The 22979-nt window shown below is 68.8% G+C and carries 22 protein-coding genes; 14 read left to right on the top strand and 8 right to left on the bottom strand.

Annotation, left to right across the window (positions count from 1 at the left end):
- Positions 1-14: 14 nt before the first annotated feature.
- Positions 15-476, bottom strand: a complete 462-nt coding sequence (locus EV138_RS20225; RefSeq protein ID WP_133980423.1) for a methyltransferase family protein — start codon at positions 474-476, stop codon at positions 15-17.
- Positions 454-948: a MarR family winged helix-turn-helix transcriptional regulator gene (locus tag EV138_RS20220; RefSeq protein ID WP_133980422.1), complete on the bottom strand. Its 495-nt coding sequence runs from the start codon at positions 946-948 to the stop codon at positions 454-456. Before EV138_RS20220 ends, EV138_RS20225 begins: the two co-directional genes overlap by 23 nt.
- A gap of 43 nt (positions 949-991) precedes the next feature.
- On the opposite strand from EV138_RS20220, the gene EV138_RS20215 reads away from it, so the two are divergent.
- Positions 992-2257: a glycosyltransferase gene (locus EV138_RS20215; protein WP_133980421.1), complete on the top strand. Its 1266-nt coding sequence runs from the start codon at positions 992-994 to the stop codon at positions 2255-2257.
- Here EV138_RS20215 and EV138_RS20210 read toward each other — a convergent pair.
- Positions 2233-2604, bottom strand: coding sequence for a hypothetical protein (locus EV138_RS20210; RefSeq protein WP_133980420.1), 372 nt, complete (start codon positions 2602-2604; stop codon positions 2233-2235). The genes EV138_RS20215 and EV138_RS20210 overlap by 25 nt on opposite strands.
- A 91-nt stretch (positions 2605-2695) precedes the next feature.
- Between EV138_RS20210 and EV138_RS20205 the strand changes: the two genes are divergently transcribed.
- The 6 genes from EV138_RS20205 to EV138_RS20180 all read left to right on the top strand — a co-directional run bounded on the left by EV138_RS20205 (position 2696) and on the right by EV138_RS20180 (position 8654).
- Positions 2696-3259, top strand: coding sequence for a hypothetical protein (locus tag EV138_RS20205; RefSeq protein ID WP_133980419.1), 564 nt, complete (start codon positions 2696-2698; stop codon positions 3257-3259).
- A 24-nt stretch (positions 3260-3283) separates the two neighbouring features.
- Complete coding sequence (locus EV138_RS20200) at positions 3284-3730, top strand: MarR family winged helix-turn-helix transcriptional regulator (RefSeq protein ID WP_133980418.1); 447 nt, start codon at positions 3284-3286, stop codon at positions 3728-3730.
- Complete coding sequence (locus EV138_RS20195; protein ID WP_133980417.1) at positions 3727-4941, top strand: MFS transporter; 1215 nt, start codon at positions 3727-3729, stop codon at positions 4939-4941. The genes EV138_RS20200 and EV138_RS20195 overlap by 4 nt, the downstream gene beginning before the upstream one ends.
- A 68-nt stretch (positions 4942-5009) precedes the next feature.
- Positions 5010-7454, top strand: coding sequence for a GH116 family glycosyl-hydrolase (locus EV138_RS20190; protein ID WP_133980416.1), 2445 nt, complete (start codon positions 5010-5012; stop codon positions 7452-7454).
- 138 nt (positions 7455-7592) lie between these two features.
- A complete protein-coding gene (locus tag EV138_RS20185; RefSeq protein ID WP_133980415.1) occupies positions 7593-8144 on the top strand; it encodes a TetR/AcrR family transcriptional regulator in 552 nt (183 codons plus the stop codon).
- Positions 8145-8153: 9 nt separating this feature from the next.
- Positions 8154-8654 (top strand): DUF2867 domain-containing protein, encoded by a 501-nt coding sequence (locus EV138_RS20180; RefSeq protein WP_133980414.1) that lies wholly within the window; start codon positions 8154-8156, stop codon positions 8652-8654.
- A gap of 8 nt (positions 8655-8662) precedes the next feature.
- On the opposite strand, the gene EV138_RS20175 is transcribed toward EV138_RS20180, so the two are convergent.
- Both EV138_RS20175 and EV138_RS20170 read right to left on the bottom strand, forming a co-directional pair.
- A complete protein-coding gene (locus EV138_RS20175; RefSeq protein WP_238158249.1) occupies positions 8663-10555 on the bottom strand; it encodes an FtsX-like permease family protein in 1893 nt (630 codons plus the stop codon).
- A gap of 70 nt (positions 10556-10625) precedes the next feature.
- A complete protein-coding gene (locus EV138_RS20170; RefSeq protein WP_133980413.1) occupies positions 10626-11189 on the bottom strand; it encodes a TetR/AcrR family transcriptional regulator in 564 nt (187 codons plus the stop codon).
- Between the two features lie 90 nt (positions 11190-11279).
- Between EV138_RS20170 and EV138_RS20165 the strand changes: the two genes are divergently transcribed.
- Positions 11280-13796, top strand: a complete 2517-nt coding sequence (locus tag EV138_RS20165; RefSeq protein WP_202866773.1) for a bifunctional FO biosynthesis protein CofGH — start codon at positions 11280-11282, stop codon at positions 13794-13796.
- Positions 13797-13842: 46 nt separating this feature from the next.
- On the opposite strand, the gene EV138_RS20160 is transcribed toward EV138_RS20165, so the two are convergent.
- Positions 13843-14157 carry a hypothetical protein gene (locus EV138_RS20160; protein WP_133980412.1) on the bottom strand — a complete coding sequence of 105 codons (315 nt, stop codon included), beginning with the start codon at positions 14155-14157 and terminating at the stop codon, positions 13843-13845.
- A 136-nt stretch (positions 14158-14293) separates the two neighbouring features.
- Between EV138_RS20160 and EV138_RS20155 the strand changes: the two genes are divergently transcribed.
- Positions 14294-16240, top strand: coding sequence for a sensor histidine kinase (locus EV138_RS20155; protein ID WP_133980411.1), 1947 nt, complete (start codon positions 14294-14296; stop codon positions 16238-16240).
- Complete coding sequence (locus tag EV138_RS20150; RefSeq protein ID WP_133980410.1) at positions 16228-16866, top strand: response regulator; 639 nt, start codon at positions 16228-16230, stop codon at positions 16864-16866. The genes EV138_RS20155 and EV138_RS20150 overlap by 13 nt, the downstream gene beginning before the upstream one ends.
- A gap of 417 nt (positions 16867-17283) precedes the next feature.
- Here EV138_RS20150 and EV138_RS20145 read toward each other — a convergent pair whose 3' ends face one another.
- Positions 17284-17904 (bottom strand): hypothetical protein, encoded by a 621-nt coding sequence (locus tag EV138_RS20145; RefSeq protein WP_133980409.1) that lies wholly within the window; start codon positions 17902-17904, stop codon positions 17284-17286.
- A complete protein-coding gene (locus tag EV138_RS20140) occupies positions 17897-19867 on the bottom strand; it encodes an acyl-CoA dehydrogenase family protein (RefSeq protein WP_133980408.1) in 1971 nt (656 codons plus the stop codon). The genes EV138_RS20145 and EV138_RS20140 overlap by 8 nt, the downstream gene beginning before the upstream one ends.
- A 65-nt stretch (positions 19868-19932) precedes the next feature.
- Between EV138_RS20140 and EV138_RS20135 the strand changes: the two genes are divergently transcribed.
- The 4 genes from EV138_RS20135 to EV138_RS20120 are packed head-to-tail and all read left to right on the top strand — an operon-like array spanning position 19933 to position 22956.
- Positions 19933-20328 (top strand): TOBE domain-containing protein, encoded by a 396-nt coding sequence (locus EV138_RS20135; RefSeq protein ID WP_133980407.1) that lies wholly within the window; start codon positions 19933-19935, stop codon positions 20326-20328.
- The gene (modA, locus tag EV138_RS20130) at positions 20328-21092 is read left to right on the top strand and encodes a molybdate ABC transporter substrate-binding protein (protein WP_133980406.1); all 765 of its coding nucleotides are present in this window, start codon (positions 20328-20330) and stop codon (positions 21090-21092) included. The genes EV138_RS20135 and modA overlap by 1 nt, the downstream gene beginning before the upstream one ends.
- The gene (modB, locus tag EV138_RS20125) at positions 21089-21898 is read left to right on the top strand and encodes a molybdate ABC transporter permease subunit (RefSeq protein ID WP_133980405.1); all 810 of its coding nucleotides are present in this window, start codon (positions 21089-21091) and stop codon (positions 21896-21898) included. Before modA ends, modB begins: the two co-directional genes overlap by 4 nt.
- Positions 21895-22956 (top strand): ABC transporter ATP-binding protein, encoded by a 1062-nt coding sequence (locus EV138_RS20120; RefSeq protein WP_133980404.1) that lies wholly within the window; start codon positions 21895-21897, stop codon positions 22954-22956. The genes modB and EV138_RS20120 overlap by 4 nt, the downstream gene beginning before the upstream one ends.
- Positions 22957-22979: the final 23 nt, after the last annotated feature.

Raw genomic sequence — 22979 nt, 5'->3', positions numbered from 1 at the left:
ATCCCCCTCGAACCTCAGGACCGGATCCTGGGCCGCCACGCGGGCACGGCTCGGCAGTACTCCTCGTACTGCGGGCCGTACCGCTCGCGGAGTACCGGCTCTTCGTACCAACGCACGAAGGAAGCCATCACCGCCCAGGCGATCACTCCATAGACGAGCAGCCCCGCGTCGAGGAAGAGGAGCGCCTGGCCGAAGATGGCAGCGACGACGCCTACGTACATGGGATTGCGGACGAAGCGGTAGTCACCGCCGACCACCAACTGCTCGGTCGGAGCGATCGGCGCCGGCGTACCGCGGCCCTCCCGGACGAACCTAATGAACGCCCGCAGGACGATCACCACGCCCGCCACCACACAGACGCCGGCCGGCCAGAAGCGCGGTCGCGGCCAGCCGCTGATCCACCAGGGAATCAAGCCCGCGACCACAGCGGGTGCCGCGAAGAAGAACGCGGTGCTACCGAGGATTGCTTTGCGCATCGGAGACCTTCTCGATCACACGCTCCGCCAAGGAGCACAGAGTTTCGATCTCGGTCCGGCTCAGGTCGCCGAACCATTCGGCCACGGCGGCGAAGTCCGCGGCGTCCCGCTGCTTCCAGTAGCTCGCGTTGTGGTTTGTTGTCGAGAGCAACTTTCGCCGTTTGTCGGCGGGATCCGGCTCGACCTGCAGAAGATCCTTGCGGACGAGGGCAGCGACGATCTGGGCGACGTTTTGGTGGGTGCTGCCCAATGCGGCCGCGGCTTCGGCCAGCGACGGTTTGCCGGCTGCGGCGACGACCGTGATCAACGCTGCCTGCTGAGTCGTCAACCCATCGGCCCGCAGCCGCTCGTCCATCGCGTTGCGAAGCCTCTGGGCGAGCGTGAGCACCGTCCGGAACGCCCGGACCGACGGGTCCAGCGACGAAGCGGGGCCGATGCCCAGCAACTCCTCGGTCTTGTGGGTGCGCGACATAGGCAATATATTACCTATATCGTCCGAGGGGAGGCAACCACCCGTGATCTGCCTACTGCCGCACTGCGCCTACCTGTCCGAGACGTCCCGGATGCTGGAGCTCCATCGCGCCCTCACCGAGCTCGGCGTTCCGGTCCACGTCGCCACCCACGGCGGTCCCCACGAGCGCCTGCTCACCCGGGCCGGCGTCGCGTACGACGTACTCGGGCCTGGTCTGTCGGCCGCCCGATCGGCCGCTTTCGTGGCCTCGGCGATGGGGCAGGGCGACCCGCGACAGAGCATGTACGACGACACCGAGATCCGTGCTTATGCCCAAGCGGAAGCTGAGTACTTCCGCAAGCACGGGATCACCGTCGCCGTCACCGGCTTCACCTTGACCACGCTGCTGTCCTCCCGGCTGGCCGGCGTACAACTCGTCACCGAGCACGCCGGAAGCTTCGTCCCGCCGGCCTTCGAGCGAAGGTTGCTGCCGGCACCGAGTTCGCCGGTCGATCCACGACTGAGGCGCGCACCGGACTGGCTCAGCCGGTTCTTCGTCAACCGCACGATGAACCGCACCACGGCGTACTGCGGCGGCTTCAACCGCGTCGCCGCGTCGCTCGGCGTCGAGCAGGTGCCGAGCCTCGCGGCCTTGCTGCTCGGCGATCTCTCGCTGGTGCCCGAGATCCCTGAAATACTTGGGATCTCGGCCGCCGAGCTGGCGTCATGGCGACCCGGTCGCGGCTACCGCCCGAGCTCACGGCTCGCCGCCGTCGGTCCTCTCTTCGCTCACCTCGATCTCCCTCTGCCGGGGCGGGTCCAGAAGTTCCTCGGCCGCCCGGGGCCAGTCGTCTACGTCGCTATGACATCGACGCCACCCAAGTTGGTGCGGGCCGCGGTCGAAGCGCTCGGCCGCCTCGACGTACGCATCCTGGTCGCCGGCACGATCCACGACCTGACCGATCTCGCCACCGACCGCATCATGGTCGAGGGCGTTCTCCCCAGCCACCTGGTGATGCCACAGGTCGATCTCGCGATCACCACCGGCGGCCAAGGCAGCACCCAAACCGCGACGGCCTCGGGCACCCCCCTCCTCGGCATCCCGCTCCACATCGAGCAGGACCTCAACATCGCCCTCCTCGAACGCCTCGACGCCGCCCGCCATGTGGCTCCCTCAGACCTCGACCGTCTCGCTCCCATCGCCACCGCGATGCTCGACAACCCCGCTCACCAGCGCGCCGCGGAGCGCCTCCAGAAGCTGTACGCCGCCGTCGACGGCCCATCACAGGCCGCCCAGCACATCGCTCACCTCACCGACCACCCGAGCTGATTCGGCTCCGGCAGAGCAGCCGCGAACGCTTCCACGTCCTGCTGCTGGCGCCGCAGCACCTTCCGCTGCCAGACCTTGATGAGAGCGTCCGGCTGACCGGAGATATTGGTGATCCGGTAGGTAACCAGGGTGCCGCCAGGATGCTCGGCGAAGCTGTAGTCACCGCGATACCAGTACTGCCCGTGCATCCCCACCGTGCGATGACCAGGATCCGCCTCGACCACGACCCCCGCCGGATTCGCCTGATCAACGCCAAGAACGACCGCAGCCCGCTCGGCGGTGAGGAACGGCACCACCCGCGCAAACGAGACATCGGCCACCGCCACGGCAGTTCCAAGAACACCCATGCGGCGGATGGTAACCCCGGCTGACCCCAGGCCGCCGATAGAATGAGAACAGAGCCTCCGAGCAGCCAGCCTGCCCTCGGAGGCTTTTTCTATGCTCACACTTCTTCTCTACAAAGCAGCGGTCCGCGATCTGCACGGCGATCAGATTCTGCCGCTGAGCAGCATCCGCGACCGGTACCCGGAGCTCTACCAGCGCGAGGCCGCGAAGTACGCCGACTATCCGCACGTCATGGACATCCCGGTCCATCCACTCGGCTGCCGCTGGTCCGACGTGCTCTTCTTCTCACCGGTCCATCCCACTGTCATCTTCGACGCGCTCGCGGAGTCGGGCCGGATCAAGTCCGGGCCGAGCTACTGGACTCTCGACGCCGATCTCCTCGATCCGGACAAGACCTGCATCCTGCTCAAACGCCACGACCCGCACCACCGCGCGCAGCCGGCCGAGGACTATCTGCCGTACACCGCCGACGCAGTCGCCGCTCTCGCCACTCCGCCTCCTGAGGCTCTCGCCCGTCTTCGGCGGCTCACTCCCACCGAGCCGCTGTTTCCCTGGCGCGACATCCCGCACGTCCTTCACCGCGGTCCGATCCCCGTCTCCTGGTTCCGGACGGCTACAGGTGATCCGGTTCACGGCGCGAAGGGTGGAGAAGCATAGCTTTCCTATGTATTGTTGTCTGACGTGATCGCTACTGATCTTTCGAAGCTCGGTGTCGACGTGGTGGTGGCCGCGGCGCGGTTGACGCGGTTGGCGAGTCGGGATGTGAGCTCGCTGCCGCACGCCGCGATGCGGCTGATGGGGCGGCTCGACGAGCTCGGGCCGACGCGGATCAGCGACCTGGCGAAGGCCGACCGCTGTTCCCAGCCGACCATGTCGAACCTGGTCCAGCGCCAGGAGGAGAACGGCTGGGTCCGGCGCGAGCCCGACCCGGCCGACTCCCGGGCCAGCCTGATCAGCCTCACCGACGCCGGTCGCGCCGAACTCGACCAAGCGCGGCACGAAGCCGGCGCGGCCGTCGCCGCCCGCCTCAGCCAACTCCCCGCCACCGACGTCGCCACCCTGCAGGCCGCGGTCACCGTCATGCGCTCGATCCTCACCCTCGAACCTCTGGAGGAGACGCCCCGGTGAGCAGTAACTCGTTTCTCAAGCAACCCAAGTCGGTCTGGGCCGTTGCGTTCGCCTGTGTGATCGCGTTCATGGGCATCGGCCTGGTCGACCCGATCCTCAAGCCGATCGCGGAGCAACTGCACGCCAGCCCGTCGCAGGTGTCGCTGCTGTTCACCAGCTACATGGCCGTCATCGGCGTCGCCATGCTGATCACCGGCGCGGTCTCCAGCCGGATCGGCGCCAAGCGCACGCTGTTGATCGGCCTGGCCATCATCGTCGTGTTCAGCGCATTGGCAGGTCTCTCCAACTCGATCGGCATGATCGTCGCCTTCCGGGCCGGCTGGGGTCTCGGCAACGCCCTCTTCATCGCGACCGCGCTGGCGACCATCGTCAACTCCGCCAGCGGCTCCGTCGCGCAGGCGATCATCCTGTACGAGGCGGCGCTCGGCGTCGGCATCGCGGCCGGGCCGCTGGTCGGCGGTGAGCTCGGGACGATCTCGTGGCGTGGCCCGTTCTTCGGCGTCGCCGTCCTGATGACGATCGCGCTCGCCGCGACCGCGTTCCTGCTGCCCACCTCGCCGCCGGCGCCACGGCGTACGTCGATCATCGAGCCGCTCAAGGCGCTCAAGCACCGTTCGCTGGCCACCGTCGCGGTCACGGCCCTGCTGTACAACTTCGGCTTCTTCACCCTGCTCGCGTTCACCCCGTTCCCGCTGGCGATGTCCGCGAGGCAGATCGGGCTGATCTTCTTCGGCTGGGGCATCGGCCTCGCCTTGACCTCTGTCTTCGCGGCTCCCCGGTTGCAGCGACGTTTCGGCACGATTCCCGTAGTACTGACCTCGCTACTGCTCTTCAGTGCGGACCTTGCCGTGATGGGGGTCTACGCGCATCACCGTCCGGTTCTCGCCGTCGGAGTGATCGTGGCGGGCCTGTTCCTCGGCGTGAACAACACCCTCATCACCGAGGCCGTGATGGCTGCCGCACCGGTCGAGCGCGGCACCGCCTCCGCGGCGTACAGCTTCGTCCGCTTCTCCGGTGGCGCGGTCGCCCCGTGGCTGGCCGGCAAGCTCGGTGAAGAGGTCAACATCCAGCTGCCGTTCTACGTGGGCGCTTTCGCCGTACTGCTCGCGGTCGGCGTGCTCGCCTCCGGCTGGAAGCCGCTGGCCCACCTCCGTACGCCGACCGCCCACTCCGAGGCGGAAGCCGAGGCGCTCACCACCGCCGACGCCTGAGAAGTGGTCTAACCGATCGCTGGGAGATCGATTTCCCAGCGATCGGACAGCCGGTAGGGTCAACCGGTATGACGAGAGCTGACTGGCCCGGGTCGCGGTCGTACACAGGCAACCAACTGCGCCGGATCGCCTTGCCGCTGGGCGGAATCGGCACCGGGACCGTGAGCCTCGGCGGGCGGGGCAACCTGCGCGACTGGGAGGTGGGGAACCGGCCGGCCAAGGGCTTCCGGCCGGAGACCGCGTTCTTCGCCGTCCGGACCTGCGACGAGGACGGGACCGTGGTCACCCGCGCGGCCGAAGGACCACTCGATCTGAGCGAGTACGAGGGAGCGCACGGCAGCGCCGCGCAGAACCACGGTCTCCCCCGCTTCCGGAGCGCCGCCTTCGCCACCAGCTATCCCTTCGGCCAGGTGATTCTGCACGATCCTGACGTCCCGGTCGGCGTTCAGGTGCAAGGATTCAATCCGCTCGTGCCGACCGACGTGGCGGCCAGTTCGTGGCCGATCGCGGTGCTGCGCCTCGAGGTCGTCAACCGGACCGACCGGCCGCTGACCGTCTCGGTGGCCGGCTGCCTGCAGAACTTCATCGGCCGCGACGGCACCAATGATGTTGCTGCTGGCAACTACAACACAGCTGTCGACGACGCCGGGCTGAGCGGCGTACTGCTGCGAACCAACGGTGTCGACGCCAGCGCCGAGAGCTGGGGATCGCTCGCGCTGGCGATCCTGGCCGGCCAGGACGTCAGCCGCCGTACGGGGTGGACCGATCGGACCTGGGGCGACAGCCTGCTCGACTTCTGGGACGACTTCAGTGCGGACGGGCAACTCGACGAGCGGGAGAGCACCTCCCCGACACCGATCGCCTCCGTCGCCGATACCAGGGTCGTCGCAGCGGGCGCGAGCGAGGGATTCACGTTCCTGCTCGGCTGGCACTTCCCGAACCGCCGTGCCTGGGAGAAACCCGATGTCGTCGGCAACCACTACACCACCCTGTACGCCGATGCGTGGGACGCCGTCGCCAAGTTCGCGCCGGAGTTGCCGGAGCTCGAACGGCGTACCCTCGCCTTCGTACGCGCCTTCGAAGGCAGCGATCTCCCCGCGGCGGTGAAGGAAGCCGCCCTCTTCAACCTGAGCACCCTGCGCTCGCAGACCGTCTTCCGGACACCGGACGGCCGGTTCTTCGGCTGGGAAGGATGCTCGGACCACGTCGGCAGCTGTTTCGGCAGTTGCACCCACGTCTGGAACTACGAGCAGGCCACGCCGTACCTGTTCGGCGAGATCGCCCGCTCACTGCGCGAAGTCGAGTTCGGCCACGCCACCGATGAGCAGGGCTTGATGAGCTTCCGCGTCGGACTGCCACTGGCCGAGGCCGCCCAGGACTGGCGGGTCGCCGCCGCCGACGGGCAACTCGGCTGCCTGGTGAAGCTCTACCGCGACTGGCGGCTCAGCGGTGACGACGCGATGCTCGCCGAGTTGTGGCCCGCGGCGAGGCGGGCGCTGGAGTTCTGCTGGATTCCCGGCGGCTGGGACGCGGACCGCGACGGCGTGATGGAAGGCTGTCAGCACAACACGATGGACGTCGAGTACTACGGGCCGAATCCGCAGATGCAGTCGTGGTACCTGGCCGCGTTGCGCGCCTGCGAGGAGCTGGCACGACACGCCGGCGAGGACGAACTCGCGACCGAGTGCCGCCGGCTCTTCGAGTACGGCAGCGCCTGGATGGACCAGAACCTCTTCAACGGCTCGTACTACCGGCACGAGATCCGCCCACCCGCCTCGGCCGACGACGTCGCCCCCGGCCTCCGCGAGCGGATGGGCGCGGCCGATCCGACGAAACCCGAACTCCAGTTGGGCGACGGCTGTCTGATCGACCAGCTGGTAGGCCAGGCCCTGGCCCACATCGCTCAACTCGGCCACCTCCACGACCCGTTGCTAGTAGCAACGGCCTTGCGCAGCATTCTGGCCCACAACGGCCGGACCGGCTTCCACGACCACTTCAACAACATGCGCAGCTACGTCCTCGGTGACGAGTCGGCCGTTCTGATGTGCAGCTATCCCCGCGGCAACCGGCCCGAGCGGCCGTTCCCGTACTTCGCCGAGGTGATGACCGGCTTCGAACACATCCTCGCCGTCGGCCTGATCTCCGAAGGCCTGGTCGACGAGGGACTCGAGGTGATCTCGAACATCAGAGCCCGGTACGACGGTGAGCGGCGCAACCCGTTCGACGAGGCCGAGTGCGGACACCACTACGCCCGCGCGATGGCGAGTTGGGGCGCGGTCGTGGCCCTCACCGGCTTCGACTACGACGGCCGCTCCGGTGTGATGCGCTTCGACCCGCGCTATCCGTCGACGAACCACTTCTGGTCCACGGGCAACGCCTTCGGCATCCTCACCGACACCGAACTCCAGGTCCGCGAAGGCACCCTCCACCTCACCGAGCTCCACCTCCCCGGCCGGCCGCCGATCTCGTTCAACCGGAGCAGTTATGGCGCGGGGGACACCATCGGGCTCTAGGGCCGAACCGCCAGGCCATTCAGTACCCATCTCCCGAGGCTTCTCTTCCGCAGCGCGGCGCCTGAGCCCCCGCGGTTCAGGCGAGTACTAATGGCATGGCGATTCGCCCATACCAAACGGTATGGTATGTTCAGCGGCATGGCGACGAAGGTGGACTGGTTGAACGCCGGGCTCCGGCTGCTTGCCGACGAGGGGGCGCCGGCGGTGACCATCGACCGGCTGACCACCGAGCTCGGCCTGAGCAAAGGCTCGTACTATCACCATTTCCACGGCGTCGGCGGGTTCCGGACGGCGCTGCTCGAGCACTTCGAGGCACTCTTCACGACCCGGCTGATCGACACCGTGGAAGAGGATCCGGAGGCGACCGCCGAGGTGAAACTGGTCCGGCTGATGGAGCTCGTCCTGGCCGGGCCGGAGGACTCCAAACTGGAGATCGCGGTCCGGGCCTGGGCGTTGCAGGACGGTGAGGCGCGGCAGGCGCAGGAGCGCGTGGATCGGACGCGCACGCAGTACCTGCAGAAGCTTTGCCGTGGTCTGGAGAGCAGCCTGATCGGTCCGGACCAGCTCGCCGAGTTGCTGTATCTGATCCTCATCGGCGCCGAGCAGGTGCTGCCGCCGCTCTCGTCCGACCGGCTCCGCGCGCTGTACGCCGACACCTTGCGACTGGCCACCGGCAAGTCGCTGCTTTAGGAGGCCCGCATGACCGTCCGTACCGATCTGCCCGAACTGGCCGATCTCCTACCCACCGCCGACGTCGTCGACCTGAAGACCGCGACCGGCACCGTGACCCTGCGCGAGTTCGTGGCCGGATCGCTCGGTCCTTCGCCGTGGTGGATCAAGGCGTTGTTCGCTGCCCGGTTCGTCCTCGCCAAGGCACTGAGACTGCAGACGGCCGGCGTCCCGTCGCGGCCACGGGTCCGGCCGGAGACAATCAGCTTCACGCCCGGAGATCGAGCAGCGTTCTTCGAAGTGGTGCGGGGCGAGGAGGACCACTACCTGCTCCTCAAGGTGACCGACAACCATCTGATCGGCTACCTCGCCTTCATCACCGACAACACCTCTCCCACGCGCGAGTTCAAGGTCGTCACGATCGTCCACTTCCTCCGCCCGGCCGGACGCTTCTACTACGCCGCGATCGAGCCGTTCCATCACCTCGTCCTGCACAGCATGATCCGCTCGGGCCTGAAGACCTACCGCTGATACGCGAGCTAGTCCCGACCGCCCAGCAGCGAGACCGGTTGGTGGCGGGTGACGGTCCAGGCTGTTGCCGCGGCGGTGCCGCCGACCACCAGGAGGGCGCCGCCGAGGATCAGGCCGAGTAGTCGCCAAGGGATTGCAAGGACGACGACGCCGTAGGTGTTCGCGGTACCGGCGGCGACTCCCGCAAGCGCTGCGGCTGCGACCAGGCAGCCGAGGAGGACACCGATCACCACCACGGTCAGGGATTCGACCAGAGCGACGGTGACGACCTGGGCGCGGGTGAGGCCCGCCATCCGCGTCAGGGCGAACTCGCGGCGGCGGTCCGCTGCGGCCATTACCACGGCGTTGACGACCGCGACGGCCGCGTAGACACCGGCCAGGCCCATCAGGACGGCGAAGATGCCGGTGTTTCCGCGTTGCTGGACCTCGCCGCGCGCTTCGGCCCACTCGGCGACCGTCCGCACCTCGCCGCCGGCTTCGAGCCGGCGCGCGACCGTCCGGATGTCATTGCCGGGAGCAACTTTCACCAGCGTTTCGGTCCGGCCTTCACCGGCCAGTGCGCGCGGTACGAAGAAGTTGTCGCCGACATCGAGGGTCTCCGGCATGATCGCGACCACCTTCAGCGGCAGGCGCCGGGTCCCGATCACCGCCGTCACGGTCGAGCCCAGCTTGTATCCCTCGGCACTCATCCCGGGACCGATCGCGATCGTCCGGCCGACCAGCCGGTCGAGCGATCCCTTGCGCGGTCGCAGGCGATGAGTGCGCTGGTACGCGGACCACTCGATGCCGACCGCCTCGGAGTACACGGTCTGTTTCCGCTTACCTGCTTGGCGAATCACCGTCACCGGTACGACGGTCTGCGGCGACGCGACCGTGATGTCCTGCGAGGCCGGCACCTCCGAACCCACGACGAGGTCGGCGGTGATCAGTTGCCGCTGCTCCTCGCCGACCGCCTTGGCGAGCGAGCCGAACGTGCCCCACAACCCCACCAGAAGTCCCACGAGCACGATCAACGGAGCAGCAGTAGCAGCACCTCGGCGTACGGCGTACAGGACGTTCTCGCGGGCCAGGTCCGCAACGAGACTGCCGCGAAGCACCAACGCTGGAAGGCGTCCCGCGAGGGGCACCGCGATCGGGCTCAGCTGGCTCAAGGCGACCGACCCGCTGATCATCACCACCAACGCGATCATCAAACCGGCCACCAGATCGCGCGCGGCCTGCGCGGCGATCACCAGTACCACGGTGCAGGCGGTGGCCGAAAGTCCCCAGAACCAACGCCATCCGGTCATCACCGGCATCCCCTCCGGCAGCTCGGTGAGCGCCTCGAGCGGTGCGATCCGCGAGGCCCGCCAAGCCGCCGCGAGGACGCCCGCCAACGCCGTACCGATCCCGACGATCGCAGCGGCCTCCATCGAGCCGGTGTCCCAGGGCGCTCGGAACCAAGAGGGCAGCATGCCGAGCCGGATCAGCAGCTCCGACTGAGCCCAGGTGCCGAGCAATCCGGCCGGGACACCTGCTGCAGTGCCCAGGACACCGAGGATCAGCGCTTCACCGAGCAACATCAGCCGGAGGCTGCCACGCTGAGCGCCGACTAGCCGCAGCAACGCAAGCTCGCGTCGTCGCTGCGCCACCGTGAACCCGAAGGTGGTGCTCACGACGAACACCGTCAGGAACACGGCCAGCATGACCGACATGCCGAGCAGCGTCGCGGCGCCGACGTACCCCTCGCGGATCCGCGCCTGGTCGAACTTCGACAACCCGGGCGGCAGCTCCGGCCGATCCGTCGCGGCCAGCACCTGCAACCCCGACTGCACCAGGCCGACGCCAAGAGCCACCGCCACCACGGCGCCCGCGAACAACTGCCAGCGATCCCGCACCGCGCCCAGCGACAACCTCAGCATGCCGCCAACCCAACCAGCGAACCATCGCCCGTTCGCTGGCCCGCACGCCCGATCGTGGGTATCGCCCGCGCTACCTCAGTACTGCGAGCAAAGCGTGGAAGTCGGCCCGGTCGAACTCCCGCGCGCCGATCAGAGCCTGCAGGAGAATCCCGTCGAGCGCGGCGACCAGCAGGCTCGCCTTGTGCGGGTCGCTGGTGAAGCTCCGGGCGATCTGCGTCAACGGCTCGAGCCAGGCAGCGGCCGCCTCGCGCAACGCAGGTCGCCGGGCAGCCAGGAGATAGAGCTCGTACTCCGCGAGCGTGCGTCCCCGTCGATAGACCAGGCAGTGCTCGATCAGCCGCGCGAGCTCGTCGGCCGGGCGGGCGCCGAGCTCGCTGACCCGCTCCTGCAACTCGGCGGCCAGGTCCTCCGCGGCCCAGGTCAGCGCGGCCACCAGCAATTCGTCGAGGCTCGCGAAGTGGTACGTCGTCGATGCCAGCGACACTCCCGCCTCGGCCGCGACGGCGCGATGGCTGACCCCGGCGACACCGTCTCGCTCGATCACCGCCAGGGTCGCGATCAGCAGCTCCGTACGCCGGGCGCGACCCCGCTCGCGTCGTCCGTCCGGGCGTCTGGTACTGCCTCTGACCTGCACAAACAGCAAACTATCAAGACAGACGTACTAATTGTTTTTCGCCTCCCGAATCGGCAGAACCGGCCGGGAACGCGACATAGGCTCGTCGCCGTGACGACTACTGCGATGCGCCGCGCACTCAAGCGCGCCGACGACGGGAAGACGCTGGATCCGGCCGAGGTCGAGGTGTTGCTGGCAGCGGGCGGCGATGACCTGACCGCCCTGATGGCGACGGCCGCACGAGTCCGGGACCAGGGTCTCGCCGACGCGGGCCGCACTGGGATCGTCACCTTCTCGAAGAAGGTGTTCATCCCGCTGACCAGGCTGTGTCGCGACCGGTGCCACTACTGCACCTTCGCCACCACGCCGGGCCGCATGCACTCGCCGTACCTGAGCCCGGACGAGGTGCTGGAGATCGCCCGGCAGGGCGCGGTCCTCGGGTGCAAGGAAGCGCTGTTCACGCTCGGCGACGCACCCGAGGACCGCTGGGACGCGGCGAAGACGTGGCTCGAGGAAGCCGGCTACGACAGCACGCTCGACTACGTGCGGGCGATGGCGATCCGCGTGCTGGAAGAGACCGGGCTGCTGCCGCACCTGAACCCGGGGGTGATGTCGTGGCAGGACCTGCAGCGGCTGAAGCCGGTCGCGCCGAGCATGGGCATGATGCTGGAGACCACCTCGCGCCGGCTGTTCGAGGAGAAGGGCCAGCCGCACTTCGGTTCGCCCGACAAGGACCCGGCGATCCGGCTGCGCGTGCTCGAGGACGCCGGCCGCTCGAACGTCCCCTTCACCACCGGCCTGCTGGTCGGGATCGGCGAGAGCCTCGAGGAGCGGGCCGACTCGATTTTCGCGCTGCGCAAGATCGCCCGTCAGTACGGCGGGATCCAGGAGGTCATCATCCAGGGGTTCCGGGTGAAGCCGGACACCGCGATGCGCAACGACGCGGACATTCCGCTGGACGAGTGGCTGGCCGCGATCGCGGTCACCCGGATCGTGCTCGGCCCGCGGATGCGCGTCCAGGCGCCGCCGAACCTGGTCGATCTGGCCGAATGCAAGCTGCTCCTCGACGCGGGCGTGGACGACTTCGGTGGGGTGTCGCCGCTGACCCCCGACCACGTGAACCCGGAGCGTCCGTGGCCCCAGCTCGACGACCTGACCAAGGTGACCGCGGCCGCCGGATTCACCTTGCGGGAAAGGCTGACCGCGCACCCGGAGTACCTGCGGGAGCCTTGGCTCGACCCGCGGCTGATCTCGCACGTCGAGGCGCTGGTCGATCCGGAGACCGGCCTGGCTGATGAAGCCGCCTTCCCGAAGGGCCTTCCCTGGCAGGAGCCCGACGGCGGCTGGGACAGTGTCGGGCGGACGGACCTGCATACCGCGATCGACACCGAGGGACGGCGTACGGAGACCCGCTCGGACTTCGACGCGGCGTACGGGGACTGGGACGTACTGCGTGAAGACGTCGCCGCTCGCCGCGCCGGGGAATCGAGCCCGGAGCGGATCGACGCGGATGTGAAGGCCGCGCTCTCCGCCGCGGCCGACGACCCGGCCGGCCTCTCCGATGCGCAGGCGCTGACGTTGATGACCGTCACCGGCCCGGCCTTGGACGAGCTCGCCCGCATCGCCGACGACCTGCGCAAGGAGGTGGTCGGCGACGACGTGACGTACGTGGTCAACCGGAACATCAACTTCACCAACGTCTGCTACACCGGCTGCCGGTTCTGCGCGTTCGCCCAGCGGCGGACGGACGCCGACGCCTACTCGCTGTCGATGGACGAGGTCGCCCAGCGCGCCGAGGAGGCGTGGGTGATCGGCGCGACCGAGGTCTGCATGCAGGGCGGTATCCACCCCGACCTGCCCGGTACGGCGTACGCGGACCTCGTGCGGGCCGTGAAGTCCAGGGTGCCGCAGATGCACGTCCACGCGTACTCACCGATGGAGATCGTCAACGGCTCGGTGCGCACCGGGCTGTCGATCGAGGAGTTCCTGATCTCGGTGAAGGAGGCCGGACTGGACAGCATCCCCGGTACGGCCGCGGAGATCCTCGACGACGACGTGCGCTGGATCCTCACCAAGGGAAAGTTGCCGACGGCAAGCTGGATCGAGGTGATCTCGACCGCGCACAAGGTGGGGCTGCCGTCGTCGTCGACGATGATGTACGGGCACGTGGACTCGCCGCATCACTGGGTCCAGCACCTGCGGACGATCGCGGCGGTCCAGGACGAGACCGGTGGGTTCACCGAGTTCGTCCTGCTGCCGTTCATCCACACCAACTCGCCGATCTACCTGGCCGGCGTGGCCCGCCCGGGCCCGACGTACGACGAGAACCGCGCGGTGCACGCGATGGCGCGGATCATGCTGCACGGCCGGATCGACAACATCCAGTGCTCCTGGGTGAAGCTCGGCGTCGACGGCTGCGTCGCCGTCCTCAACGGCGGCGTCAACGACATCGGCGGCACGTTGATGGAGGAGACCATCAGCCGGATGGCCGGCTCGAAACACGGCTCCCGCAAATCCATCGAAGAACTCACCGCCATGGCGACCGCAGCCAACCGACCCGCCCGCCAACGCACCACGACGTACGGCGAAGTCCCGGCCCGCCCGGTCACCGAACTCGAGCTCGCCTGACTGATGCCGGCTGCCGCCTCCCCCTCGGTGGTGGCAGCCGGTGCGATCAGCGGGCCGCGTCGAGGTCGACGGGGGCGGTGGGGCGGGTGCGGCGCTTGGTGGCGAGGCGGTGGGCGACGGTGATCAGGACGAAGCCGACGGCGTAGATGCCCGCGGTGACGGCTAGGTAGCCGAGGGGAAGCTTCTCCGCGTCGCGCGGGAAGGCCTCGCCGCTGCCGCCGATCCAGGAGCGAAGTAGGTAGAGGGTCTGGAATGTGAAGGAGTAGGCGTAGATCGCCACGTAGGCGAGGTAGGCCGAAGTGCGGTTCCGCAGGAAGTAGCCGAGCGGAAAGGCGAACAGGACGGTGATGATGGCAACCATGGGATTCCCCTCCTCGAAGTTCTGACACCGCCTACGCTCCCGCTCGGAACAGCGCGCCGACATCCGTGCCAGCGCCGCAGTCGGCCAAGTGCTGGCACTGATGCGCTGCCGAGCCGGCCGGGGTGATGATGTGACTGTGACCAGGCCACTGGGGTGGGTGACCGCCGCGTCAGTCGCGTACGTCGCGGGCCTAGTCGTTCGCGCGGCACTCGCCTACGGGCCGGCCTCGATCGGGTCCGGCGGCGACCTCCCGGTGACGATGGCGATCCTGCTGCCGTCGCTCCTGCTCGGCTGGCTGGTCGCGGTGCGAGCGCCGACGAGCCCGATCGGTCCCGCGCTGGCCTGGACCGGCGCGTTGCCGGCAGTCGTCTTCGCCGTCGAAGACTGGGGATCGAGCTACCACACCGCCCACGCGTGGCCTGGCGCGCGCACTGTCGAGGTCGTGGCGGCGGGGGTCTGGACCTGGCTGTTCCTGGGTTTCGCGATCCTGGTCCTGGTGTTCCCGGACGGTCTGCTCCCCGGCCGCAGGTGGCGCACGATCGCGATCGCCGTACCGGTCTGGCTGGCCCTGGTCAACTTCGTCATCGCCACCGACATCGACAACTACTCGGCCACTTCCGAGCCCGAGCGTGTCGTCGGCAGGCCGCCGTTCGTGCTGCCCGCCCCAGTGCGGGGCGGGCTCATCGTGGTGGCCATGGCCGGGCTGATCGGGATCCTGCTGGCAGTTGCCGTCAGCCTGGTCGTCAGATATCGCCGCGGCCGCGAGCTGGACCGGATCCGGCTGCGCTGGCTGATGTGCGCGGCGATCAGCGTGCCGGTGCTGTTGGCAACGAGTTGGCTGGCGATCGCCGCCGGGCTGCCGGGTGACGTCGCCTACCTGGGCTTCCTGGTCGCGATGCTGTTCCTGGTCCCGGCCGCGATCACCGTCGCGATCCTGCGGCACGACCTGCTGGACATCGACCGCTTCTTCGGTACGACGGTCAGCTGGCTGATCACCACGATCGTCTCGGCCGCGATCTTCGCCGCCGTGGTGGTTGCCGTTGACACCCTTTTCCCGCGGCAGCAACGGGCCGGCGTCACCAGCGCCGCCTTCGTCACGGCTCTCCTCCTGCTCCCCCTCTTCCACTGGCTGCACCGCGGCGTCGGCCGCCTGGTCGATCCCGACCGGACGACAGCCGTTGCCCAGATCAAGGACTTCGTCCGGCGGGTCCGCGACGGCCAGGCCGAGCCGGAGCAGGTCCAAAACGTACTCCGGAAAGCTCTCGGCGACCCCGAACTTCAGGTCATCCTGCAGCGCCCCGGCGAGGAGCTCGATCTGCCCGAAGGTGCGATCCCCTTGTCCACAGGCGATTCGGCCGTCGGCGCGCTGGTCCTCGGCACGACGTCAGCCCGCCGCGTCAGGCGCGCCCGCGAGGCGGCGGTCGAGGCCCGCTTGCCGATCGAGGTGAGCCGGCTACGACTGGAGCTGCAGGACGCACTGGCCGAAGTACGGGCCAGCCGGTCCCGATTGATGGCGGCGGTGACGGTCGAACGGCAACGACTGGAGCGGGACCTGCACGACGGCGCCCAACAGCAGTTGATTGCCGTCGGCATGCGACTCAGGTCGCTGCAGCATCGACTCGGCGCCACGCAGTACAAGGAAATCGATGAGCTGGTTGAGTCGCTCGAGCAGACCGTGGCAGAGCTGCGGCGGATCGCGCACGGAGTGAGGCCGAGCCGATTGGACGACGGGCTGGCGGTCGCGCTGCGCCGGCTGGTCCAGGACAGCTCCGTACCGGTCGACCTGGTGGTACCGGAAGTCCAGGTCGGGGAAGGCGTGGCGACGGCGGTGTACTTCACGGTGGGTGAGGCGATCGCCAACACGCTGAAGCATGCGCGCGCGACCCGGATCTCGATCGAGGTCGAGCAGCTCGGGCAACGGCTGCGAGTCGTCGTCCGCGACGACGGGATCGGCGGTGCCCGGGAAGGCTTCGGGTTGACCTCGCTGCGGGACCGGGTGGCCTCGGTCGGCGGCTCGTTGACGCTGGACAGCCCGCCCGGCGCGGGTACCTCGATCAGGGCGGAGATCCCGTGCGCGTCGTGATCGGCGAGGATTCCGCCTTGTTTCGTGAGGGTCTGAGCCGCCTGCTGGTGGACAACGGACACGAGGTCGTCCGTGCGGTCGCGGACGCCGACACACTCGTCGAAGCGGTGGCCGAGGTCGAGCCGGACCTGACCATCATCGACGTCCGGATGCCGCCGACGATGAGCGACGACGGCGCCCGGGCCGCCAAGACCCTGCGCGCCGAGAACCCGGCCCGGCCGATCCTGATGCTGTCCCAGCACGTGGAGACCAAGCACGTCGTGGAGCTCGTCGCCACCGGCGGCTTCGGCTACCTGCTGAAGGACCGGGTACTGCGGGTCGCCGACTTCCTCGACGCCATGCGCCGGGTCGCGGACGGGGGCTCGGCGCTGGACCCGGCGATCGTGGCGGCTCTCGTCACGCCGACCCGGATGAACGATCCGCTCACCGCCTTGTCGGCCCGGGAGCGCGAAGTACTGGCCCTGGTGGCGGAAGGACTGTCGAACAGCGCGATCGCGGACCGGCTCGTCCTGGCCGAACGCACGGTCGAGACCCACATGCGAAGCATCTTCCACAAGTTGCGGATCGACGACACCCCGGACAGCCACCGCCGCGTGCTCGCCGTCCTGGCCCACCTGACGGCCTGACCGGGCAGAAAGAAACGCCGGCCGTGTCGGGTGTCGGTCGCCACCTCACTGGCGACCGGCACCCCGGCGACACGGCCGGCGTCTTGCTTTGCCCCGAGAGGGCGGTCGGCCCCGAAGGAGGGAGGTACCGCGTCTCATTCCGGAACCGGCAGGGGAGGTACAGTCCGGTTCCGGACGGGAGGGCCGCGGGACTTCCTAGAGCCTGTGTCAGCGACCCGTCCGTCGCCGACAACTGAACGTTGTCACGGCCGCGGACACCCCCGCCACGCTCGGGATCAAACATTTGCATTGATCTTGAGTAAGGCGACGCTTTGTGTACAACCACTCACTACTGGTAGTGAAGTTGCCTGCCGCAACAACAATAAAGTCGTTCTCCAAGGCAACGGTTGAGCTCACAACCACAACCTGGCAAGGCGATCAGTACGGGTAGGTGTCGTCCCGGCGAGTCGGGTCCATGTCCCACAGCGAGAACTCCACGACCTTGTGCGACTCCTCGCCACCGGCGGGGCTCAGCCCGACGCCGTCGTAGTCCTTGGAGCCGAGCCCGTCCAGGTAGCCGAGCAGTTCGAAGGCCGACCGGGCGTCCTCGATGTCGTCGATGACCTCGTCGTTCTGCGCCTCGTCGGCGCGGCCGCGGACGTAGGCGATGAACGCCTCCGGATCGGTCACCACGAAGTCGTACCGCGCCTGGTAGCTGAGCCGGATCCCGTTCTCGGGGACCAGCGGTTCGTCCAGCTCGTCGAGGCCGGCGCCTTCGACCATCTCCCGGTAGTCGGCCGGGTCGTCGAAGTCGTCCGGGCCCAGCGGCAGGTCGTCGTCCAGCTCGTCGGGATCGTAGGAGTCGATGCCGAGGAAGATGTCGCCCCAGCCCCGCTCGTGCACGGCGTCGGCGAGCACCCGGGCCTGGACCCGGACGTTCTCGATCGCCGTGGTGGCCCGCAGGTCGTGCAGGTCCAGGGCGTCGGCTTGTTCCAGCAACACCCTCGCCAGTTCGCGGGCGGCCTCGGCGGCCGACGCGGGCTCAATCGGCTCACTCATGCTGTGACGGTACAACCATCGGCACATCCACCGCCGCGCCCGGTACTCCGAACGCGTCCACCAGGTCGCCGGCGTACGGCCTGACCTGGGCACAAAGCTCGTTCACCAGCGCCGTGATCGCCTTCGACCGCGGCCCCGACAACCGGCCGTGCTCGATGTACCAGGCGCGCTCCGCCTCGATCGTCGCCAGCGCGTGCAGGTCGTACAGTTCCTTCAGCCGCTCCCGCACCTCGCCCTCCGGAGCACGCTGTACTCCGGCCAGGAACGCCTCCAGAACGACCCGGTCGACGTGCGCCCGGCCGGCCGCGATCACGTGGTCCTGACACCGGTTGAACACCTCGAACGGCTCCATCCCGGAGTCGATCCCCGCCTTCAGCCGGCGAGCTACTCCAGCGAGCATGTGCTCCTCCCGGAACCGCAGCATGCCGCAGTGGTACGCGTCGTCGCGGAGCCCCGCGTCGGGATCGGCCGAGTCGCTCCGGTTCGGCACCACGTCGCGCAGCCGCTCGGCCAGCGTCCGCAGCGCGGTCTTCTCCACCGCGATCTCGACGGCCTGGGCGGCGATGAACCGGGCGGTCCCGAGCGGGTCGAGCTTGCCGAAGGACTCGCGGTAATTGGTCAGCAGACCTTTGGCGACCAGTTGCAGCAGGACGGTGTTGTCGCCCTCGAAGGTGGTGAACACGTCCGTGTCAGCCTTCAGTGCGGCCAGCCGGTTCTCGGCGAGGTAGCCGGCGCCACCGCAGGCCTCCCGGCACATCTGGATCGTCTCCGTCGCGTGCCAGGTGCCGAGCGCCTTCGTCCCGGCCGCCTGCGCCTCGAGCGCCCGGCGATCGTGTTCGTCGCCCTCACCAACCGCAACGCCTTCCTTCCTTCCCTCGCTTTCGTTCCTTCCCCCGCCGAACAGCCGGACGAACTCCTCGACCAGCTCGGCCTGAGCGAAGTGCAGCGCGTAGGTCCGGGCCAGCAACGGCAGCAACCGGCGCTGGTGCATCCGGTAGTCGAGGAGCAGCGCCTCGTTGGCACTCCCCGGCGCGCCGAACTGCCGCCGCTGGTCGGCGTACCGGACGGCGATCGTCAGCGCCACCTTGCTCGCGTTGATCGCGGCGCCGCCGACCGAGACGCGGCCCTGGACGAGGGTGCCGAGCATCGTGAAGAAGCGGCGGTCCGGGTTCTCGATCTCGCTGGTATAGGTGCCCTCAGCATCGACCTGGGCATACCGGTCGAGCAGCGCGGTACGGGGTACGCGGACGTGGTCGAAGACGATCCGGCCGTTGTCCACACCGTTCAGGCCGAGCTTCGGCCCGCAGTCGCTCAGGGTCACGCCAGGAAGCGGGTCGCCGTCGAGGGATCGGATCGGGACCAGCAGGCAGTGCACGCCATGGCTTTCGCCGCCGACGACGAGCTGGGCGAAGACCGCCGCCATCCGGCCGTGCCGGGCGGCGTTGCCGATGTAGTCCTTGCGCGCACCTTCGTGCGGCGTGTGGATGACGAACTCTTCCGTGGCCGGGTCGTACGTCGCGGTGGTGCCGAGCGCCTGGACGTTCGAGCCGTGCCCGGTCTCGGTCATCGCGAAGCAGCCGAGCAACTGGCCGTTGATCGCGTCGGCCAGGTACTCCTCGTGGTGCCGCGTGGTGCCCAGGTGCAGGATCGCGCCGGCGAACAGACCGAACTGGACACCCGCCTTCACCATCAGCGACAGGTCGCCGAAGGCCAGTGTCTCGAATCCGGCGATGAAGCCGCCGAGGTCGCCCTGACCGCCGTACTCCTTCGGGAACCCGCGGCCGGGATGCCCGTCCGCGGTGATCTGCTGGAGCATCGCGAGCACCTCGTCGCGGTACTCGTCGCGGGTCAGCCGCAGTCCCGCGTCCAGCAGACCGGCATGCTCGGCCAGCCCCTCCCGGACGACATCCCGCGCCGCCTTGTACGGCCCGTCCAGATAGTCCCGCAGCCCCGTCGCGCTCATGATCCAAACCTATGCCGGAGAAACCACCGCAGGCCATCCGCAGATACGGCGCTAAGATCACATTTGTGCCGAATTTGCGGATCAGTGAGGCGGCCGCGCTGCTCGGAGTCAGCGATGACACCGTCCGGCGCTGGATCGAGCAGGGCCGGTTGCCGGCCGTCCAGGACGGTGGCCGGATGGCGGTCGACGGGCGCGAGCTGGCGGCGTTCGCGCAGAAGCTGGCCGAGTCGCCGGACCCCGGCACGACGACCGCCGCCTCGGCGCGGAACCGGCTGCGCGGCATCGTCACGCGGGTGGTCAAGGACGGGGTGATGGCACAGGTGGAGTTGCAGGCCGGCCCGTTCCGCGTCGTCTCGCTGATGAGCCGCGAGGCCGCCGACGAGCTGGAGCTGGAGCCCGGTGTGATCGCCGTCGCGTCGATCAAGTCCACCCACGTCGTCGTCGAGATCCCGGAGTCCTGATGTTCCGCCGTACCGTCGCCGCCGCCCTGACCGCGGTCGCCGCACTCGCCGTCGCCGCGTGCGGCAGCGACGAAGTACCGGCTTCCTCGACCACAGGGCCCACCGGCACGATCACTGTCTTCGCGGCCGCTTCCCTCACCGGTGCCTTCACCCAGCTCGGCAAGGACTTCGAGGCCGCCCATCCCGGCGTCAAGGTCGTCTTCAACTTCGCGGGGAGCTCGGCACTCGCGCAGCAGATCAACGCCGGCGCTCCGGCCGACGTCTTCGCCTCCGCCGCACCGAAGAACCTGGACCAGGTGACCGACAAAGGCCCCGCCACCACGTTCGTGAAGAACAAGCTGGAGATCGCTGTCCCGAAGGGCAATCCCGGCAAGATCACCGGCCTGAAGGACTTCGCCGACAAGGACAAGAAGCTTGCCGTCTGCGCGGCTCAGGTGCCTTGTGGCTCGGCCGCCAAGAAAGTCTTCGACGCCGCCGGCGTCGCCGCCCAGCCCGACAGCCTGGAGCAGGACGTGAAGGCGGCCGTGACCAAGGTCAGCCTCGGCGAGGTCGACGCGGCGCTGGTCTACCAGACCGATGTCCTGGCCGCGCGGGGCAAGGTCGAGGGGATCGAGTTCCCGGAGGCGGACAAGGCGATCAACGACTACCCGATCGCGACGTTGACCAAGGCGAAGAACCCGGAAGGCGCGAAAGCGTTCGTCGACTACGTGTTGTCCGCCCAGGGCAAAGCCGTCCTCACCGCAGCCGGTTTCGACGCGCCATGAGTCGCCGCGGCAGCAGGAGGATCAGGGGGCGCGTGCCCTTGATCCTCCTGCTGCCTGCACTGCTCGGTCTCGCCTTCCTGCTCGTCCCTCTGACCGGCTTGCTCGCACAGGCGCCCTGGTCGACGCTGCCCTCGCGTCTGTTCAGTGCCGACGTCGGGCAGGCCCTCAAACTCTCCCTGCTCTGTGCCAGCGCCGCCACAGTGCTCTGTCTCCTTCTGGGCGTCCCTCTGGCCTGGCTACTCGCCAGAGCGGAGCTACCGGGTCGCGGACTCATCCGCGCGCTGGTGACCGTCCCGCTCGTATTGCCGCCGGTGGTGGGCGGTGTTGCACTGCTACTGGTCCTCGGGCGGCGCGGCTTGATCGGCGAACGCCTCGACCTCTGGTTCGGGTTCTCTTTGCCGTTCACCACGGCCGGCGTGATCGTCGCGGAGGCCTTCGTCGCGATGCCGTTCCTGGTGATCTCCGTGGAAGGCGCCCTGCGCGCGGCAGACCCGCGGTACGAGGAAGCGGCCGCCACTCTCGGCGCAGGACGCTGGCTGACGTTCCGCCGGGTCACGCTGCCGTCGATCGCGCCGGGTGTCGTGGCAGGCGCAGTACTGTGCTGGGCCCGGGCGCTCGGTGAATTCGGCGCCACGATCACCTTCGCGGGCAACCTGCCCGGCCGTACGACGACGATGCCGCTGGCCGTCTATCTCGCCCTGGAGACCGACCCCGACGTCGCGGTGGTGCTCAGCGTCGTACTGCTGGCCGTCTCCGTCGTCGTTCTCGCGTGTCTGCGCGAACGCTGGATCAGTGGTCTGCGATGACCCTGTACGCCGACCTGCAGGTCACCCGGTCCGCCTTCAGCCTCGACCTCGAACTCACCGTCGAGCCAGGCGAGGTGGTCGCGCTGCTCGGCCCGAACGGCGCGGGCAAGACCACCGCCCTCCGCGCCATCGCCGGGCTGCTACCGCTCACCGACGGCCGGATCCGCCTCGGGGACGAGGTCTGGGACGAGCCGCCGCGGGTGTTCCGCCCGGCCGACCGCCGCCCGATCGGCGTGGTGTTCCAGGACTATCTGCTGTTCGACCACCTCAGTGCCTTGGAGAACGTCGCCTTCGGCCTCAGAGCTCGCGGTACGGACAAGCACTCCGCCCGCGCCGAGGCGACCCGCTGGCTCGACGCCGTCGGTCTCGGCGATCACCTGAAGAGTCGCCCGCGCTCCCTGTCCGGCGGCCAGGCGCAGCGGGTCGCGCTGGTCCGCGCGCTCGCCACCACACCCGAACTGCTCCTCCTGGACGAGCCCCTGGCAGCCCTGGACGCAAGTACGACATTGCATGTGCGCGCTGAGCTCGGCGAGCACCTCCGTCGGTACCAGGGCCGCACTCTCCTCGTCACCCACGACCCGCTGGACGCGATGGTGCTGGCCGACCGCCTCGTCATCGTCGAACACGGCCGTGTCGTCCAGGAAGGCGCTCCCACCGAGATCGCCCGTCGGCCGCGGACGGAGTACGTCGCCCAACTGGTCGGCCTCAACCTGTACCGCGGCACCGCCCAGGGCACTCTCGTCGCGCTCACCAGCGGCGGCTCCCTGACGATCGCCGCACCCACCTCCGGCAGCGTCCACGTGGCTTTCCCGCCGTCAGCGATCAGCCTGTACGCCGAGCAGCCGGCCGGCAGCCCCCGCAACACCTGGCCGGCGGTGGTCACCGGACTCGAACAGCACGCCCACACCGTTCGCGTCCGCCTCGATGCTTCTCCGGCCGGCCCGGCCACGCTCCTCGCCGACATCACCCCCGCGGCCGTCGCCGAACTCCGCCTCGCCCCGGGCCAACACCTGCACGCCACCCTCAAAGCCACCGAGATCCAGACCTACCCGAGTTGACCACGCACCGGCCGGTTGCCTGG

This window comes from Kribbella voronezhensis (genome assembly GCF_004365175.1).
GTDB classification, from domain to species: domain Bacteria; phylum Actinomycetota; class Actinomycetes; order Propionibacteriales; family Kribbellaceae; genus Kribbella; species Kribbella voronezhensis.
This window is presented reverse-complemented; position numbering and strand designations above follow the sequence as displayed.

What these genes read in the sequence shown, in the direction of transcription:
- EV138_RS20185 (WP_133980415.1), top strand. Translation starts at nt 7,593, where the DNA reads ATGGCGACGAAGGTGGACTGGTTGAACGCCGGGCTCCGGCTGCTTGCC.
- EV138_RS20160 (WP_133980412.1), bottom strand. Translation starts at nt 14,157, where the DNA reads ATGGTTGCCATCATCACCGTCCTGTTCGCCTTTCCGCTCGGCTACTTC.
- EV138_RS20175 (WP_238158249.1), bottom strand. Translation starts at nt 10,555, where the DNA reads ATGCTGAGGTTGTCGCTGGGCGCGGTGCGGGATCGCTGGCAGTTGTTC.
- EV138_RS20145 (WP_133980409.1), bottom strand. Translation starts at nt 17,904, where the DNA reads ATGAGTGAGCCGATTGAGCCCGCGTCGGCCGCCGAGGCCGCCCGCGAA.
- EV138_RS20225 (WP_133980423.1), bottom strand. Translation starts at nt 476, where the DNA reads ATGCGCAAAGCAATCCTCGGTAGCACCGCGTTCTTCTTCGCGGCACCC.
- EV138_RS20190 (WP_133980416.1), top strand. Translation starts at nt 5,010, where the DNA reads ATGACGAGAGCTGACTGGCCCGGGTCGCGGTCGTACACAGGCAACCAA.
- EV138_RS20140 (WP_133980408.1), bottom strand. Translation starts at nt 19,867, where the DNA reads ATGAGCGCGACGGGGCTGCGGGACTATCTGGACGGGCCGTACAAGGCG.
- EV138_RS20120 (WP_133980404.1), top strand. Translation starts at nt 21,895, where the DNA reads ATGACCCTGTACGCCGACCTGCAGGTCACCCGGTCCGCCTTCAGCCTC.
- modB (WP_133980405.1), top strand. Translation starts at nt 21,089, where the DNA reads ATGAGTCGCCGCGGCAGCAGGAGGATCAGGGGGCGCGTGCCCTTGATC.
- EV138_RS20220 (WP_133980422.1), bottom strand. Translation starts at nt 948, where the DNA reads ATGTCGCGCACCCACAAGACCGAGGAGTTGCTGGGCATCGGCCCCGCT.
- EV138_RS20180 (WP_133980414.1), top strand. Translation starts at nt 8,154, where the DNA reads ATGACCGTCCGTACCGATCTGCCCGAACTGGCCGATCTCCTACCCACC.
- modA (WP_133980406.1), top strand. Translation starts at nt 20,328, where the DNA reads ATGTTCCGCCGTACCGTCGCCGCCGCCCTGACCGCGGTCGCCGCACTC.
- EV138_RS20210 (WP_133980420.1), bottom strand. Translation starts at nt 2,604, where the DNA reads ATGGGTGTTCTTGGAACTGCCGTGGCGGTGGCCGATGTCTCGTTTGCG.
- EV138_RS20205 (WP_133980419.1), top strand. Translation starts at nt 2,696, where the DNA reads ATGCTCACACTTCTTCTCTACAAAGCAGCGGTCCGCGATCTGCACGGC.